Annotated in this window: 15 protein-coding genes; 8 read left to right on the top strand and 7 right to left on the bottom strand. The window is 31.9% G+C overall.

Features of this window, described 5'->3' with window-relative positions:
• The first annotated feature begins 17 nt into the window (after window positions 1-17).
• Window positions 18-1,244 carry an IS256 family transposase gene (locus AC0N0V_RS18355; protein WP_474464472.1) on the top strand — a complete coding sequence of 409 codons (1,227 nt, stop codon included), beginning with the start codon at window positions 18-20 and terminating at the stop codon, window positions 1,242-1,244.
• Window positions 1,245-1,510: 266 nt separating this feature from the next.
• Here the strand turns inward: AC0N0V_RS18355 and AC0N0V_RS18350 are convergent, their stop codons facing one another.
• Together AC0N0V_RS18350 and AC0N0V_RS18345 are read right to left on the bottom strand one after the other, a co-directional pair.
• Window positions 1,511-1,882, bottom strand: a complete 372-nt coding sequence (locus AC0N0V_RS18350) for a pyridoxamine 5'-phosphate oxidase family protein (protein WP_474460089.1) — start codon at window positions 1,880-1,882, stop codon at window positions 1,511-1,513.
• Window positions 1,883-2,029: 147 nt separating this feature from the next.
• A complete protein-coding gene (locus AC0N0V_RS18345; RefSeq protein ID WP_474460087.1) occupies window positions 2,030-3,952 on the bottom strand; it encodes an oxidoreductase in 1,923 nt (640 codons plus the stop codon).
• Between the two features lie 139 nt (window positions 3,953-4,091).
• Here AC0N0V_RS18345 and AC0N0V_RS18340 point away from each other — a divergent pair, with 139 nt between their 5' ends.
• Window positions 4,092-4,733, top strand: coding sequence for a TetR/AcrR family transcriptional regulator (locus AC0N0V_RS18340; protein WP_474460084.1), 642 nt, complete (start codon window positions 4,092-4,094; stop codon window positions 4,731-4,733).
• 115 nt (window positions 4,734-4,848) lie between these two features.
• Here AC0N0V_RS18340 and asnB read toward each other — a convergent pair whose 3' ends face one another.
• Window positions 4,849-6,690 (bottom strand): asparagine synthase (glutamine-hydrolyzing), encoded by a 1,842-nt coding sequence (gene asnB / locus AC0N0V_RS18335; RefSeq protein WP_474460082.1) that lies wholly within the window; start codon window positions 6,688-6,690, stop codon window positions 4,849-4,851.
• 173 nt (window positions 6,691-6,863) lie between these two features.
• Window positions 6,864-7,268, bottom strand: coding sequence for a hypothetical protein (locus tag AC0N0V_RS18330; RefSeq protein WP_474460079.1), 405 nt, complete (start codon window positions 7,266-7,268; stop codon window positions 6,864-6,866).
• 292 nt (window positions 7,269-7,560) lie between these two features.
• Here AC0N0V_RS18330 and AC0N0V_RS18325 point away from each other — a divergent pair, with 292 nt between their 5' ends.
• From AC0N0V_RS18325 to AC0N0V_RS18300, 6 genes are all read left to right on the top strand, one after another.
• Complete coding sequence (locus AC0N0V_RS18325) at window positions 7,561-7,779, top strand: HypC/HybG/HupF family hydrogenase formation chaperone (protein WP_474460077.1); 219 nt, start codon at window positions 7,561-7,563, stop codon at window positions 7,777-7,779.
• 94 nt (window positions 7,780-7,873) lie between these two features.
• Complete coding sequence (hypD, locus tag AC0N0V_RS18320) at window positions 7,874-8,944, top strand: hydrogenase formation protein HypD (RefSeq protein WP_474460075.1); 1,071 nt, start codon at window positions 7,874-7,876, stop codon at window positions 8,942-8,944.
• 19 nt (window positions 8,945-8,963) lie between these two features.
• Complete coding sequence (gene hypE, locus AC0N0V_RS18315; RefSeq protein WP_474460072.1) at window positions 8,964-9,965, top strand: hydrogenase expression/formation protein HypE; 1,002 nt, start codon at window positions 8,964-8,966, stop codon at window positions 9,963-9,965.
• Window positions 9,966-10,087: 122 nt separating this feature from the next.
• Window positions 10,088-10,429 (top strand): hydrogenase maturation nickel metallochaperone HypA, encoded by a 342-nt coding sequence (gene hypA / locus AC0N0V_RS18310; RefSeq protein WP_474460070.1) that lies wholly within the window; start codon window positions 10,088-10,090, stop codon window positions 10,427-10,429.
• Between the two features lies 1 nt (window position 10,430).
• Window positions 10,431-11,084, top strand: a complete 654-nt coding sequence (gene hypB / locus AC0N0V_RS18305; RefSeq protein WP_474460068.1) for a hydrogenase nickel incorporation protein HypB — start codon at window positions 10,431-10,433, stop codon at window positions 11,082-11,084.
• Between the two features lie 228 nt (window positions 11,085-11,312).
• The gene (locus tag AC0N0V_RS18300; protein ID WP_474460066.1) at window positions 11,313-13,661 is read left to right on the top strand and encodes an AAA family ATPase; all 2,349 of its coding nucleotides are present in this window, start codon (window positions 11,313-11,315) and stop codon (window positions 13,659-13,661) included.
• A gap of 22 nt (window positions 13,662-13,683) precedes the next feature.
• Here the strand turns inward: AC0N0V_RS18300 and ychF are convergent, their stop codons facing one another.
• From ychF to AC0N0V_RS18285, 3 genes are all read right to left on the bottom strand, one after another.
• Window positions 13,684-14,781: a redox-regulated ATPase YchF gene (ychF, locus tag AC0N0V_RS18295; RefSeq protein WP_474460064.1), complete on the bottom strand. Its 1,098-nt coding sequence runs from the start codon at window positions 14,779-14,781 to the stop codon at window positions 13,684-13,686.
• A 274-nt stretch (window positions 14,782-15,055) separates the two neighbouring features.
• Window positions 15,056-15,481, bottom strand: coding sequence for a YgaP family membrane protein (locus AC0N0V_RS18290; RefSeq protein ID WP_474460062.1), 426 nt, complete (start codon window positions 15,479-15,481; stop codon window positions 15,056-15,058).
• A gap of 224 nt (window positions 15,482-15,705) precedes the next feature.
• Complete coding sequence (locus AC0N0V_RS18285) at window positions 15,706-15,849, bottom strand: hypothetical protein (RefSeq protein ID WP_474460059.1); 144 nt, start codon at window positions 15,847-15,849, stop codon at window positions 15,706-15,708.
• Between the last annotated feature and the right edge of the window lie 305 nt (window positions 15,850-16,154).

Genomic DNA, 16,154 nt, shown 5'->3' with positions numbered 1-16,154 from the left:
TGAAGGGAGAAAAAGAAATGAAACAATTACAAATACCAGATATAGATTTAAATAAAGAACTAAATAAATGTAAGAGTATGGAGGATTTAGTTGGAAAGAATGGGCTAATGCAACGGTTATTTGGCAACATAATTCAGCAATTCTTAGAGGCTGAGATGGAAGAACATCTCGGTAGAGAGAAGTATGAGAGAGAGAACAATGATAATAAGAACTACAGAAATGGCTATAGTAAGAAGAATATTAGAACCAGCTTCGGAGAAGTTGATGTAAGTGTGCCAAGAGACCGAAAATCAGAATTTGAGCCTAGGATTGTGAAGAAATATGAAACAGTTTGTAATGAGCTTGATAAAAAGGTTATAGGTCTATATGCAAGAGGCATGTCTGTGGACGATATTAAATCAGAAATTGATGAACTTTATGGAGTTGATATATCTCCTACGATGATTTCAAAAATAACAGATAAGGTTATCGAAACGGCTATCGCCTGGCAAAATAGGTCGTTAGACCTTGTATACCCTATAGTTTATATGGATGCTATTCATTTTAAGGTTAAAGAAGAACATAGGATTGTAAGTAAGGCTGCATACATTTGTATGGCTTTAGATACTAAGGGTTATAAGGATATACTTGGTATTTGGATTGGAGAACAGGAAGGAGCTAAGTTCTGGTTATCAGTTTGTAACGACCTTAAAAATAGAGGGGTAAGGGATATACTAATTGCCTGTATGGATGGTCTTAAAGGTTTGCCTGATGCTATAAAAGCTGTGTTCCCTAATGTAAGTATACAAAACTGCATAATACACCAGATTAGAAATTCTATAAGATATGTAGCTTCAAAGGACAGTAAGGCTTTTATGAAGGATTTAAAATCTGTATATCAAGCAACAAGTGAGCAAATAGCTCTAAATTCCCTTCAAACTTTGGAAGACACTTGGGGAGAAAAGTATTCAATAGTTATACAGTCTTGGAAGAATAACTGGGAGAACTTATCTACATATTTTGCTTTTCCACCAGAGATTAGAAGAATAATATATACTACAAATGCTTTAGAGGGATTCAACAGGCAGCTAAGAAAATTTACTAAGATTAGAACATCATTCCCTACGGATGATTCATTGATGAAAGCTCTATATTTAGCTACAGAGCAGATTATGAGAAAATGGACTTCGCCGAGTCAGAACTGGTTCTTAACATTAGCTCAACTTAGTATAATGTTTGAAGATAGGCTTGAACAATATATCTAAAAAGCTACGCTTGTACTTTTTTGAATAAAAGAGAATAATAATGAAAAAATTACAAACAATACTAACAGATAAAAGCTATACTACGACATTATCTAGTATTACCACAAAAAGTAAAAATTACTACAGGAATTTTTTCCTATAGTAATTTCCAATTAAGTTAGACCTCATCTATATAATTTTACACAAACCTATGAACGTTCTCAAAATTTTATAAGAAAAAGTGTCGTCTTATTAATAATGACGACACTTTTTAATTCATTTAATAACTAAATCATTTGTTTTGCAGATGCAACAGTTATCTCTAACACTCTAGATAACCATGGAAATTTTCCTTTCATCATGTCAAAATCTGAACCTGATTCAAGAAATTTTGCAGTTCCTTCAACTAAGAAACCTGTTCCCGGGTATTGAAAGCCCATAACTTCTTTGCTACCTAAAGTGATTTTTACATTATTATTTTGCTCAACGTTTTTTTGTGTTCCTTGCATTCCTCCTGCAGGTATTAATATCCTGTCATCAGGTGTTACATTAACATATGAGTTCCAAGTACATGCTACGTGTGGTTCGTTATTTGTCCAGGATACTATATTCACTACTCCTTCATGGGATATAACTTCAAGTAATTTTTCATTTAACATTTAAATTCCTCCCTTAAAATAATTAAATCATCAATAATATGTGTAAACTAAAACTTTCATATACAAAAACAAGTTACCAATTCAGTATCTAAGCATTGCCAAAAGGATGTATTATGGTTAGTTGATTTTTAAATGATCCAATTTATATTAAACAGTAATACCAGCCATAAAGCCTTCATAAACTGCATGAAGACCGTTTCTGACTTTTGCTGCATCTCCAATAACTTTAGTAGAAATACCTGCAGATTTCAAGGAACTTTCTAATTCATTCAGTGATCTAGAACCGATAGCAACAACAACGGTATTAACATCTTCAACTTTATATTGGTTTCTTTTATATTCATATAAAACCGCATCAGATTGGATTTCTGTTACAGATGAACTAGTGTGCATTTTAACTTCATAGTGCTTTAAGTTTTTCATAAGCACATTTCTATTGTGATGGTCCATGCCTTTTAAAATTTCATCTGCTAATTCAATCATTGTTACTTTTGAGTGGTAGGATGCAATAAATTCCGCTGTTTCTGCAGCAACTAGGCCTCCGCCGATAACAACTACATTTTTGCCAAAGAACTCTTTTCCGGACAAAACGTCATTAGCTGACACAACATGAGATTGATTTATACCATTAATTGGTGGTATAAAAGGAATACCTCCAGTTGCAACAATAACTTCATCCGGTTTTTCCGCTTGAACCATATCTATAGTCATAGGAGTATTTAGAACTACTTTTACGCCGTATTTATTTAACCTACGCTTTTGCCATGTAAGTAAAGATAATAATTCAGTTTTTCCTGGAGGCATTCCGGCTAAATTCCACTGTCCTCCTAATTTTGATTGGCTTTCATAAAGGGTTACATCATGTCCTCGTTTAGCTGCCATTAATGCTGCTTCACAACCGGCAACACCACCACCGGCTACAATTACTTTTTTCTTAATATCGGCAGGTTTTACCTCAATCTCATCCTCTCTACCAGTGAAAGGATTAACGAGACAACGCAAATGCATGCCGTTGAAGATACTGCCTATACAACCTTGATTACAACCGATACAATATTGAATATCATCAAGACGTCCTTCTTTTACCTTATTCAAAAGTTGAGGATCGGCAAGTGAGGCTCTAGCCATACTGACAAAATCTGCTTTTCCAGAACGAAGAATGCTTTCTGCAATGGCTGGGTCATTGACTCTTCCGGCAAAAATAACTGGTATATTAACAGCCTTTTTGATTTCTGATGCATTATTTAAGTAACCCGCATGCTCAAGCGTATTTGGAGGAGAAATGTTTTCTCCGGTAATATATACTCCCTTTGAGCAGCTTATAGCGTCAACTCCTGCATTTTCTAAAATAATAGCAATAGCTTTATTTTCTTCTAAGGTAAGACCGCCTGGAATGAATTCCTCCGTGGAGATTCTTATTGTAACAGGGAAATCATTACCTACTTTTTTACGGATATTTTGAATGATTTCCACGACAAAACGGCATCGCCCCTGTAATGAACCACCATATTCATCTGTACGCTTATTTGAAGCACGAGATAAAAATTGACTTACGAGGAAGCCATGGCAGCCATAAATCTCTACTGCATCAAAACCGGCCTTCTTAAGGTTTAATGCAGTATTTCCATAAGCTTCAATAAGATCATGAATTTCTTCTATAGTTAACTCTCTTGGTAATTCCTGAATAGCAAAATCTCTCACTGAAGAAGGTGCTATTAGCTCTTTACCAAAGATTTTGCTGCGTATTTGACGGCCTCCATGATTTATTTGAGCAGAAATCTTCCCACCAGATGCATGCACTCGTTTGGTTATTTCACTGTGCTTTTCTATCAGTTCTTCTGAGGAAATGTTAAAGCATCTAGTAAAAAGACCAGCTTTTGGCTGTACGACATAATATTCAGTTACAATTAAACCAAAGTTGCCTTTTGCCTTTTCTTCTACATAACGAATATATTTTTCTGATGGAGATCCATCTTCATTTGCCATTACTGTAGATATGGGCGTAACAATTATTCGATTTTTTAGCTCTAAGTTTCCAATTTTTGCAGATTCAAATATTTTTTCATACATTTGGCTCACTCCTTTTAATTTAGAACATCGATTAGAACTTGTTTTAGTACATGTTCTAATTATATTTTCTATTAAACTAATTGTCAAGCTTTCAATTTATAAAAAGTGTGGTATAATAAAAATCAAAATAAAAAAAGGAGTGATTACAATTTACTCTAAGTCAATTCTAAGCAGACAACAAATTAAGTCTAATGCGACACGAGAGAAGCTTTTAAAAGCTGTAGATAAATTAATAAAACAGTATACATATGATTCTATTACTGTTAGAAATATATGTGATATGGCAAATGTATCTATTGGTTCTTTTTATCATCATTTCCAGACAAAAGAGAATTTGCTTTCAATATATCTAGCAGAGGATTACTTAGAATTCTCAAAGGAATATTTTACAAAAGAAAAGAATTTGGACGAATATGATCTTATTGACAAAATAATAGAAATTTTTAAATCTATTGCAGTACATTGCAATGAAAGAGGTTATGAGTTTGTTTCGAGTTTTCAGTCAGTAAAAAATAAGGGATTGATACCTTCACCTAAGGAGAATTATATGAATATTACCGTGTTTTCTCCATTTTTTCATCAATCCGTGGAAATTTTAAATCAAGGTAAGCAAGAGAATTTACTGATTGAAGATGCAGATACCACGAAAATATCCTATGATTTATGCATACTATGCCATGGCTTTTTGTATAATTGGTGTGTTTCTGAAGGTGAATTAGATCTTGAAGGTTTAATTGATAGAGTTTTTAGGGCTTATTTAAGTAGTTTGCTAAAAAGGTAAGAATGTTTGTATATTCAAAGGTGGTTACAATCGAATAGAGTATATTTTAGAAACAATATTAAAAAAGCATGTAGATTATAATTAAATATTATAAATGCTACATGCTTTATTTTTATTATAACTCTATACTAACCTTATATTCCTTCAGCCATTCATTAACCTGAATCAAATAAGCTAGCAACTGAGGACCCCTCATAAGTTGACCATACCAAGGTTCTTTAAAGGAGGAACCACCAGTTTGTATTAATGTTCTTACAGCTTCTTTATCTATTAATCCTAAAATAGGGGAAGTCTTATCTTCTAAAATATCAGTCATCCACTGCTCAACAATTTTAGTATACTTAGGATTGTGAGTCTTAGGATAAGGGCTCTTCTTTCTATCAATAACATCATCAGGGAGAATTCCTCTTAATGCTTTTCTGAGTATTCCTTTTTCTCTGTTTCCACATAGTTTTATATTAGATGGAATGTTAAAGGCATACTGGACTAGTCTATAGTCTGCAAATGGAACTCTTACTTCTAGACTGTTAGACATACTCATACGGTCTTTTCTATTCAAAAGAGTAATCATAAACCATTTAATATTTAGATAGAACAATTCACGCATACGATTTTCATGCTTAGATTCCCCCTCTAGGCGAGGAACTTTCTTTAAGGTTTGTTCATATTGATTATTTAAATAGCCCTCTAAATCTAAAGATTTAAGATCGTTTGAAAGTAGTTGTTTTCTTGTACCAACAGATTTAGACCAAGGGAAGGTATTAGCGTTAATATCTTCAGGTCTAGTAAACCAAGGATAGCCACCAAAGATTTCATCTGCACACTCACCTGATAGTGCAACAACAGCATTTTTTCTTATTTCATTACAGAAGAGGTAAAGCGAAGAATCTATATCAGCCATTCCAGGTAAGTCATTAGCTTTTATAGCATCAACTAGGGCTTTAGCTAAATCTTCACTACTGTTTACAATATTATTATGATTACTTCCAATATATTCAGACATTCTTAATGCCCAAAACTTATCAGAAGTAGGTTCAAAGGAATTTGCTTTAAAATATAAATCATTATCTTCATAATCAATAGCATAGGTATCTAGTATTCTACCTTCGTTACTAAATTCTTTGGCAGCAATAGCGGAAATAACACTGGAATCTAATCCACCAGAAAGGAATGTGCAAACGGGAACGTCTGCCACAAGTTGTCTTTTTATAGCATCTACAAGTAGGCTTCTGACATGTTCTGCCGTAGTTTCTTCATCTTCATCATGAGACTCAGCTTTTATATCCCAATATTCTTTTAAATTTATTCCATCACGATCATAGGTTAAGTAATGAGCAGGTGGAACTTCATTAATTCCTTTAAATACTCCACTTCCTAGAGCTCTTGCAGGGCCTAGTGCGAAGATTTCAGTTAATCCATCTTTATCAACTATAGGTCTTACGAAAGGATGTGCAAGTATAGTTTTTAGTTCAGAACCAAAGATAAGAGAATCTCCCTTTATAGTATAAAATAAAGGCTTAACGCCTAATGGGTCTCTTGCCATAAATAGTTTCTTATCACTTTCGCTCCACACAGCAAAAGCATAGATCCCATTTATATATTTTACACAATCTATTCCCCAGTGAATGTATGAGGTTAAAAGAACCTCAGTATCAGAATATGATTCGAAAGAATAACCATTCTCTACAAGTATTTTCCTTAGATCTTCTGTATTATAGAGCTCTCCGTTATATATAATGACATATTTATTCCTTCTAATTACTTTAGTCATTGGTTGAGCACCGCCTGAAGGGTCTACAACTGTTAGTCTTCTGTGTCCAAATAGTACGTTTCTTGAGACATAATAATTTTCATCATCAGGTCCTCTTTTACTTAAGGTTTTTGTCATTTTTTCAATTATACTAGATGATTTGGAAATATTTGATTTTAAATTAACCCATCCTGCAATTCCACACATAGAAGCCGCCTCCAATTTATTTCTTTAAATTAATATTTTAACCTTAGTATATGGAAGAGGGGTAGTATGTGTTACAACAAATTAGACGCAAAAAGAGTGCATGGGGGTATTAGAGCGGGTAGTCATCGGATAAAACGAAAAAAGTTAGAATTGCTAATGCAATTCTAACTTTTTTATCTCATTCTTTGAACTCTTTGAACTTTTTGCATCTTGCCTTCCATAGGAACTAAATCCTTCTTTGTAGTCATATTTCTAATATTCATCATTTCGATTTGTTCACCGGCACCTTTTCCTTTTTTGCCTTTTAATCCTTGAACTAGAACAAGATTTCCTTGATTTACTGGTATGAACTCGGGTTTTTTAAACCATCTATTTCTTGCATAAGTACATTTTGTTACGTTTTTACTTCTTTCAGGTCTTACAAGTAGTGTAACAGTTAACTTATTAAATATCCATAAGATAGTTTTCTCAGTAACCTTAACAGATACTACAGTACCTTGTACTTGAGTAAGTCTATCACCATACTTTTTTAAATAGGATTTTGTGTAATACTGAGCAATTTTCTCTTTAAAACTCATATTAATAACTCCTTTACGCTTAAATATTTGTATGCTGAGGTTTCAGCAGAACTTTCCAATCATATTTAATTACTAAATAATGTTTTGGAAATATTATATCATATCAAAACAACCCTGTCGAATGGTTATTTTCGTAGGTTTATGACAATTGATAGTTTATATACTTCCGAGATTCTTATTCATTATAGTTTTTCCATTTATTCATAAATAGATGTATAAAAAATCATAAAGTTCTATAATTGGATTTATTTCAATAAAGATAAATAGAGAAAGAAAGTTAGGGGTGGAATTCTTGTGTATAGGTATACCTATGAAGGTGCTAGAGATAAATGGTTTAGAAGCTCTGTGTGAGTTTAATGGAATAACTAGGAATATAAGAATTGATTTTATAGAGAATTTAAAAATTGGACAGTATATAATGGTACATGCTGGGTTTGGGTTAAATACTTTATGTGAAGAAGTCGCAGAGGAGACTATAGATCTACTAGAAAAGCTTACTAAGAATAGTTAGTTTTTATTTAAATAATAAAAGAAAATAAATAAGAAGGAATTTTCTGAAAAGTGTTGAATGTAATATATAAGATATAGAAAAAAGGAAAGTAATTATGGGGAATAATCAGAACGGATATAAAAAAAAGCTGGAGGTGATTAATCAGTATAAAGGAAATATAAATATAATGGAAGTATGCGGCACTCATACCTCAGCCATAAGTAGGTACGGATTAAGAGATATAATAAATAAAAATATTAACTTTATTTCAGGGCCAGGTTGCCCTGTGTGTGTAACTGCAGCGGAGTATATAGATTATTTGTGTGATATAGCTCTTGATAATAACTTTATTATAACAACTTATGGTGACATGATAAGAGTGCCAGGTACAGTCCCATCTAAAACTTTAGAGAACGCTAAGGCATTAGGTGGAGATGTTAGAATAGTTTACTCTAGTATAGATTCAATTACTATAGCTGAAGAAAATCCTAGCAAAAAAGTTGTATTTTTAGCAGTTGGTTTTGAGACTACATGTGCTCATACTGCAGTTGCAGTAAAAGAAGCTAGTATCAAAGGGATAAGTAATTATTATGTATTATCTCTTCATAAAAAAATTGAGCCAGTCATGAGGATGCTACTAAAAGACAAAAGTATTCTCATTGATGCTTTTTTATGTCCAGGTAACGTTGCAGCTATAATAGGAGAAAAGGGGTTTGAGTTTCTAAAGGAATATGATTGTTATGGAACTATAACAGGCTTCACCGTTGAAGAGATAATAGATGGTGTGCATAGCATTGTTAGTAGTGTTTTAAATAAAGATAAGAAAGTTCAAAATTTGTATAGAAGATTAGTTACTAAAGAAGGAAATAAGCAGGCAGTCAAGATATTAGAGGAAGTATTTTATTTAACTGATAGCAACTGGAGAGGGATAGGAATGATAAAAAATAGTGGATTCAGATTAAGAGATGAGTTTAAAAGCTTTGATTTACAAAGTTTTTATCCTATAATCCTTAAGAATAAATCACTTAATAATGACTGTCAGTGTGGAGAGGTATTAAAAGGAGTTATAAAGCCTCCTAAATGTAAGCTTTTTAGAAAAGTATGTACTCCAGAAAACCCAGTAGGTCCATGTATGGTTTCGACAGAGGGAAGTTGTGGTATTTATTATAGATATAATAACTTTTAATTAAGGAAGGAAATAAATCATGGATGAAATAATTTCATTATCTTATGGTAACGGAGGAAAAAAGACTTCTAAGCTAATAGATGAAATTATATTACCTATGCTTGGAAATGAGAAACTTAATATATTAGGTGATGGTGCAACTTTGGACACTTCAGGAAAAATTACATTTTCTACAGATAGTTTTGTAATTTTTCCTTGTTTTTTTCCAGGCGGAGATATAGGTAAGCTTAGTGTATGTGGCACTGTGAATGATTTGCTTATGTGTGGAAGCAAACCTAAATTCTTAAGCCTTTCACTTATTATAGAAGAGGGGTTTAAAGTAGATGAGCTAAGAACGATAATAGAATCTATAAAAATTTCTGCTGAAAAAGCAGGGGTGAAGATAGTAACAGGAGATACTAAGGTTGTTGATAGAGGTCATGGTCATGGAATATATATAAACACTACTGGAATTGGAGAAAAAATTGAGGATATAAGTCTTTCTAGAAACAGAATAAGGGTTGGAGATAAGGTTATTGTATCAGGAAGTTGTGGAAATCATGGGATTTCAGTGTTATGTGCCAGAGGCAACTTATTTAATAGTAATATTAAATCAGATTGCACTGAACTAAATAACGTAGTTTATACAATACTTAAACATGGTAATGAGGTTAAAATACTTCGTGATCCAACAAGAGGAGGAGTAGTAACTACCTTAAACGAGTTTGTAGAACATATGAATTTTTCAATAGAGTTAAATGAAGAGCTGATACCAGTGGATGCAGATGTTAAAGCTGCTTGCGACCTGCTTGGCTTAGAGCCGTTATATAGTGCAAATGAAGGAAAGGTAGTAGCGGTGGTAGCACCAAATATTGCTGATATTATATTAAAGGATATCAGAAAAATAGAAGGTTGTGAAAAAGCTGAGATTATTGGAGAGGTAGTGGATTATATGTCTTCAAAAGTTATCTTAAAAACAGAATTTGGTGGAAGGAGGATTTTAGATAAGCCAAGTCACGATATGCTGCCAAGAATATGCTGAAAGTTAGTGGACAGTTGACAATATTAACTTTCAATTGTCCATTGTTAACTTAATAAACTACTTAAGAAGTGATCTAATCTCTATTGGTGGCTACAACTATATTATACGAGGTGGTGTCTAATGTGCACGAGCTTTCTGTAACCGAAAGTATAATTAAAATAAGTTGTGAGGAAGCTGATAAAAACAATCTTATTAATATTACTAAGATAAATCTAAAAGTTGGTGAACTTTCAAACTTCGTTCCTATATGTATTCAATATTATTTCGACATATTAAGTAGTGGTACTAAGGTACAAGGAGCAGCCCTAAACATCGATAGAGTCCCTATAAAAATACAGTGTAGTGATTGTGGTGAGAAAAATAACATAGAACTAGAAAAGTTATTTTGTCCTAAATGCAAAAGTATAGACATAGAAATTATAGAGGGGAATGAATTTTTTATCTATAGCATGGAGGGAGAATAATTTGGAAATAAAGGTTGTTAGACAGATCTTAGAGTGGAATGAAGATTGTAGTAATGAAATTAGGAACATCTTAAAAGAAAAAAAGATTCTTATGATAAATGTAATGGGATCGCCAGGAGCGGGAAAAACTACTTTTATAAAAAGTGTTATAAAAAGCATATCTTATAAATATAAAGTTGGGGTAATTGAAGCAGATATAGTAGGAAAAATTGATGCTGAGCAAATTGCATCGATGAATGTTCCTGTTGTTCAGCTTAACACAGATGGAGCGTGTCATGTAGAGGCCATGTCTATAAAAAACATTTTACCAGAGTTTTCTTTAGATAATTTAGATATTTTATTTATAGAAAACGTAGGAAATCTAGTATGCCCAGCTGAATTTGAGTTAGGGGAAGATTTAAAAATTGTAATTTTGAGCATTCCAGAAGGTGATGATAAAGTAGAAAAGTATCCTTTGATGTTTACGAAATCAGACGGGCTGGTTTTAAGCAAATATGATATGAAGGAATATTTTAATTTTAACGAGAATAAAGTATTAAGCAATATGAGAAATTTGAATAAAGATATAGATATTTTTAATATAGATTCACAAAGTGGGGAGGGAATAGACAAGTTTGTAAGTTGGATGGAAGAACATCTTAAGTATTATCATTAGAATAAGGCTAAAGCATGCACATTTGAATAAGCGTAAGAGATAAATGTTTTGGAAATAACCTATCGATTCAAAGGCAGAATATAATAATATTCAGAGAGCAGATTAATATAAAAATAAGATTTAACTTTTTAGGTTTCTAAAAGTTAAATCTTATTTTTTTGTATTTTTGTGCCTAAATATTATTTTTAAGAATATTATTATAGTAAGCGGTAAAAAGGGGGATGAGATATGAACAGAGAATTGATACCTCAAGAGGTCATTTATGACTTTAAAGTAGATAATATTAATTTAAGAGGAGAGTTTAATAGTATGCCTGAATATGATCAGGTATATGAAAAAATAAAAACTGCTTTAGAAATAAATAAAGAGGGATATAATGTTTATCTTATAGATGATTATTCCAAAGATAAATTAGAAAAAATTATAGAGTTCACAAGAAAAACTTTTGAGGCAAAGGATAAACCCCAAGATATATGCTATGTTGTTCATAACGATGAAAAGGTTCCAAAAGCGCTGTTTTTACCTGGTGGCAAGGGAGTGAGGCTTAAGGAAACGGTTGAGAACATACAGGCATTATATGCGGAATGCACCTATGAATTTTACAATACATCTTCAGATAAGGAAAAAGAAGAAATTGTTGATAATCTTCAAAAGAAGAGAAGTGATTTAATAAATAAGCTAGTAAAATTGGCTGAAAATGATGGGTTTACTATGAAGCCAACTCAAAATGGTTTTACTTTTATTCCACTGAAAGAAGAAGGAGAAGTTATGAATGAAAATGACTATGACTCCTTGGGGGCTGAAGAACAAGAAGATATAATAAGTAAGGTTAGCAATTTAAAAAACAATGCTCAAGAAGTATTAGATGAGTTAAGGGATATTGAATTATCAGAAATTGAAAAAATAAAAAAGCTTTTGGAAAGATATTATTACGAGAAAACTAAGGGCATAAGAGAAGAATTCTTAGAAGAGTTTGAGGAAAATAAAGAAGTAGTAGACTTTTTAAATGATATTTGCGATAACATAGAAAGAGATGTTATGGAAATATACTCAATTAGCTACGAAGATGATGAGGAAGATATAAGTCAAATTATATATAAATATGTTGTTAATGTTTTAGTAGATAATAGTGAAAATGAAAAGCCGCCAGTCATTTTTGAGGAAGATCCTAATGTTAACAACTTACTTGGAAGCATAGAGTATGAAAATAAAAATGGAGTTTATACAACAGATGTAAGTTTAATAAAGGGAGGGTCCTTTTTAAAAGCTAATGGAGGTTGTTTAATCTTAAGATTAAGTAGTCTCTTAACCAATGGAACAGCTTATTATTATCTCAAGAAATCACTTATAAGTGGAAAGGTTGATCTAGACTATAATAGAGGTTACTTAGAACTTCTTTCTCTAAGTGGTCTTAAACCAGAACCAGTAAATTTTGATGTGAAAGTTATACTTATAGGAGATTATCAAAGCTATGATTTACTTTACTCTTACGATGAAGATTTTAAAAAGATATTTAAAATAAGAGCAGAATATAAGCCAATGCTAGAAATCACTAAAGGTACAAAAAAGGCTTTTCTTGAAAAAGTATCGAGTATATGTAAAGAGAATAATCTAAACACACTCACAGATGAAGGGATAAAGGAATTAGCTAAGTTTTTATCTAGGAAAGCTGAGAATAAAAATAAATTATATATTGATGAATACGAACTTGGAAGAGTGCTGATGCTCGCAAATAATAAGGTTGAAAGAGATAAAAGAGGGTTTATAGAAGGATATGACATAATAGATACAGTTTATGAAGAAGAGTTAATTGAGAAAGAAATAGATGAGAGCTACAAAGAAAATAAGATGCTTATAAATGTGAAAGGTAGACTTGTAGGTCAAATAAATGGCTTATCTGTTATAGATACAGGATATTTTAGTTTTGGAAAACCAATAAGGATAACTTGCTCCTGTTATAAAGGAACAGGAAATATAATAGATGTACAAAAGGAAAGTGATTTAAGTGGGAAAATTCATAATAAGGCCATAAGTACACTTAGGGGATTTATGAATACCTTAATGGGAGGATATGAAAAATTACCAGTAGATTTTCATTTGAGCTTTGAACAGTTATATGGAAAAATAGATGGAGATAGTGCTTCAGTGGCAGAAGTTATATCTATGATATCCTCATTTAGTAAGATAGGAGTAAGACAAAATATAGCAGTTACTGGATCTATAAATCAGTTTGGAGAAGTGCAACCAATTGGTGGTGTCAACGAGAAAATAGAAGGCTTCTTCAAGATATGTAAATTAGTAGACAATATAAATGGAAAAGGGGTATTAATACCTGAATCTAATGTTTCTAGTCTTGTATTAAATAAAGAAGTTGAAGAGGAAGTTAGAAAAGGAAATTTTCACATTTACTCAATGTCTAATATAAGAGATGCAATTGAAGTTATGATGGGAGATATTTCTTTAGACTATGACCAAGTAATGGAGGCCATGGAAAGGGAAAGTAAAAAGTATTCAGGAAAGAGAAGTTCTTCTAGCAGTAGAAGTTCTAGTACTAGAAGAAAAAAGAAGGAAGAATAAAAGGTTGACAATTGTCAACCTTTTATACATTAAATCTAAAATGAACTACGTCTCCATCTTGCATAATATATTCTTTACCTTCAAGTCTGAAGTAACCTTTTTCTTTAGCAGCAGATTCAGAGCCAGCCTCTACTAAGTTAGCATAGGAGATAACTTCAGCTCTAATGAATCCCTTTTCTATATCAGAGTGGATTTTTCCAGCTGCTTGAGGTGCTTTTGTTCCTTTTACAATAGTCCAAGCTCTTGCTTCCTGTGGTCCAACTGTTAGGAAACTCATAAGACCTAGAAGGTCATAACTTGCATGAATTAATTTATCAAGACCAGATTCCTCTAGTCCATACTCTTCAAGCATTTCTTTCTTTTCTTCATCATCTAAAGTAGAAAGTTCTTCTTCAATTTTAGCAGAAATAACTACTACTCCAGAACTTTCATTCATTGCAAATTCTTTAACTCTTTTTACATAGTCATTTTCTAAGTTACCTGATACTAGGTCGTCTTCAGAAATATTTGCTGCATATAGAACTGGCTTTGTTGTAAGCAAGAAGAATCCATTAACAATTTCTGCTTCATCATCAGTTAGTTCTAAAGTTCTAACTGGCTTTCCTTCTTCAAGATGATTCTTAACTCTTACCATTAGATCATATTCAGCTTTTGCTTCCTTGTTTCCGCTTCTTGCAAGCTTAACTACTTTTTCAATTCTTCTATCCATAACTTCCATATCAGAGAAAATAAGTTCAAGGCTTATAGTTTCAATATCACGTATAGGATCAATAGAAGCGTCTACGTGAACTATGTTAGGGTCATCGAAGCATCTTACAACGTGAACTATTGATTCAACTTCTCTTATGTGAGATAAGAACTTATTTCCAAGTCCTTCCCCTTTACTTGCACCTCTAACTAGTCCTGCTATATCATAAAATTCAATAGCTGTATGTATTTTCTTTTTTGAACCATACATTTCTGCAAGTACATCTAGTCTTTTATCTGGAACACTAACTACTCCTACATTTGGTTCTATTGTACAGAATGGATAGTTAGCAGATTCTGCTCCTGCTTGTGTTATAGCATTAAATAAGGTACTTTTACCTACATTAGGTAAACCTACGATTCCTAATTTCATTTATGTACATCCTTTCTTAAATGGTATTATAAATAATTTCAAGTATAAACATTTGGTTATCCTAGCTTTGACAAGAAGTTAGATGATCATTCATCAAAGTAATTGGAATTTAAAGCTCTTATATAATATTTTCTGAGAAATACCTATTAAATTATACTCTATAAAGTTAGTCATTTCAAGAAATGTGTAATAATATAGCTAAACCCTGTACAATAAATATGCACAGGGTTATATTAGTTAAGAGTCTTTTATATTTAATTAAGAAAAGTTAGCCTTACTTACCCCCCCATTTATCAAAATCTCCTCTTATATACTTAAGATAATACTTTTCGCCATGGATTTCACTAGAAGTTCTAATGCCCAGTCTTCTGATTACTGGCAGCGGAGGACACCAACCTTGGATTGCATGTTGAAACAAAAAGGCTCCTATTGTTCCAGTAAATACTGCAAATCGTTTTTTACCAGTGACAAGTGCTAAGGTTGAGCCAAGTAACATTAAACCTGCTGCACTAGTTTCTAATATTCTTTCAGTATCCCACTCTCTATTTAGCTCATCGATTCGTTTGGATATTTCTTCTTCCCCTTTTTCACTACATTTACTCATATTGCTTAAAGTTTTTTCTTTGATTCTTTCATTTACCTTGTTGCTGGTGTGAAGCTTTACTCTAAAAGCTGTTGGAGGTACTAATTTATTTAACATTTAAATCATCTCCTTTTTTTTAGAATTTTTATAAATAATCTAAATACTTCAGTTTCTTCTATTTTAACGTCACAATTAACATTACCTGGTTATATTGCTACATGAGTTAAGTATTCCCTTTGAAAATAAAATTTACACATATTGTTTTCTAGTGTGTTAGATTCTTTAATTTGGTAAATAAAAAATAATAACTGTAGGTGGAAATTAATTTCCACCTACAGTTATTATTTTTCACTTAAATACATTCCTACAAAAACGCCTTTTAAAAAGCTGCAACCTATTATAGTTACAATACACATTTTTTCGCACATGTTTAAGCGATGTATATGGTGAGATTTAAACATATGATGCATTATTCTATGTCTCATAAAACTTTATTCCTCCTAAACTATAGATAAAGTAACTAATTAGATAAAACTTGTTATGCAATTATTATTTTAGTTTTGTTTGTTTTTTATAAGAAAAGTTAGAAGTTAAATTAAGGAAATAACAGTGTGGAGAAAATGTTTACATGAGGAAAACTTTAGGTTTATATGTATATTTTTCAGTAAACTTTAACTTTTCATCAAGGTTTTAGAGGGAATTTTACATTAAATGATAATATTTAAGCAATCTATATATTATGCATGAAAAACCCAGAGTCGATTAGAGTAGAAAAAGCTTTTTTAATCCA

The sequence above is a fragment of the Clostridium sp. CS1-1 genome (assembly GCF_056135525.1).
The sequence above is the reverse complement of the archived record's forward strand: the minus strand, read 5'-3'. Positions and strand labels throughout refer to the sequence as shown.

What these genes read in the sequence shown, in the direction of transcription:
- AC0N0V_RS18330 (WP_474460079.1), bottom strand. Translation starts at nt 7,268, where the DNA reads ATGAGTTTTAAAGAGAAAATTGCTCAGTATTACACAAAATCCTATTTA.
- asnB (WP_474460082.1), bottom strand. Translation starts at nt 6,690, where the DNA reads ATGTGTGGAATTGCAGGATGGGTTAATTTAAAATCAAATATTTCCAAA.
- AC0N0V_RS18285 (WP_474460059.1), bottom strand. Translation starts at nt 15,849, where the DNA reads ATGAGACATAGAATAATGCATCATATGTTTAAATCTCACCATATACAT.
- AC0N0V_RS18290 (WP_474460062.1), bottom strand. Translation starts at nt 15,481, where the DNA reads ATGTTAAATAAATTAGTACCTCCAACAGCTTTTAGAGTAAAGCTTCAC.
- hypE (WP_474460072.1), top strand. Translation starts at nt 8,964, where the DNA reads ATGGATGAAATAATTTCATTATCTTATGGTAACGGAGGAAAAAAGACT.
- hypD (WP_474460075.1), top strand. Translation starts at nt 7,874, where the DNA reads ATGGGGAATAATCAGAACGGATATAAAAAAAAGCTGGAGGTGATTAAT.
- AC0N0V_RS18300 (WP_474460066.1), top strand. Translation starts at nt 11,313, where the DNA reads ATGAACAGAGAATTGATACCTCAAGAGGTCATTTATGACTTTAAAGTA.
- AC0N0V_RS18345 (WP_474460087.1), bottom strand. Translation starts at nt 3,952, where the DNA reads ATGTATGAAAAAATATTTGAATCTGCAAAAATTGGAAACTTAGAGCTA.
- ychF (WP_474460064.1), bottom strand. Translation starts at nt 14,781, where the DNA reads ATGAAATTAGGAATCGTAGGTTTACCTAATGTAGGTAAAAGTACCTTA.
- AC0N0V_RS18355 (WP_474464472.1), top strand. Translation starts at nt 18, where the DNA reads ATGAAACAATTACAAATACCAGATATAGATTTAAATAAAGAACTAAAT.
- AC0N0V_RS18350 (WP_474460089.1), bottom strand. Translation starts at nt 1,882, where the DNA reads ATGTTAAATGAAAAATTACTTGAAGTTATATCCCATGAAGGAGTAGTG.